The sequence below is a fragment of the Faecalibacterium gallinarum genome (genome assembly GCF_022180365.1).
Lineage (GTDB): Bacteria > Bacillota > Clostridia > Oscillospirales > Ruminococcaceae > Faecalibacterium > Faecalibacterium gallinarum.
This window is the reverse complement of record NZ_BQKV01000072.1, coordinates 1-452: the sequence shown is the minus strand read 5'-3', so window position 1 is coordinate 452 and position 452 is coordinate 1. Positions and strand designations below refer to the sequence as shown.

The 452-nt window shown below is 47.8% G+C and carries 1 protein-coding gene; it reads right to left on the bottom strand.

Translation table 11 applies throughout. From position 1 onward, the window contains the following. Positions 1 to 62: 62 nt before the first annotated feature. Positions 63 to 371, bottom strand: coding sequence for an imidazolonepropionase (locus JCM17207_RS09655; protein WP_238317457.1), 309 nt, complete (start codon positions 369 to 371; stop codon positions 63 to 65). Between the last annotated feature and the right edge of the window lie 81 nt (positions 372 to 452).

The following is a 452-nucleotide window of genomic DNA, read 5'->3' as shown; positions in this document are numbered from 1 at the left end:
CATCCGCCAAATCGGATACTCTTCCCGATAACGGTAAATCACGGCATATTTCGCCTTTGCTCTCACTTCCTTCCTGTGGACCGCAGAAAATCCCGCAGCAGTTCATTCTCCATTTTCAGCCGTTCGATCTCATATTTGTATTCTGCAATACTTGGCTCCCGGATTTCGCCTTTCCTGGGCCGTCCCTTGGGCTTTGGAGGGATTCCCGCTGCAAGGTTTCTTTGCTTTCGATTGTATCGGGAAAGAAATCCCCGCATTTCCTTATGTGTAAATCCCAGCTTCTCCCCGATCTCCCGCAGAGTCATTCCCTGGCTGCGAAGTTCTAATATCTCTTTCTCGTGTTCCTGAATGTGGCTGTATTTTCTTGGCATAGCAAAGACCTCCTGTAGTAGTTTTATTCTACCACAGGAGGCCTTCTTTTTTCACTGTCTACTTTTACTGGAGCGGTTCAG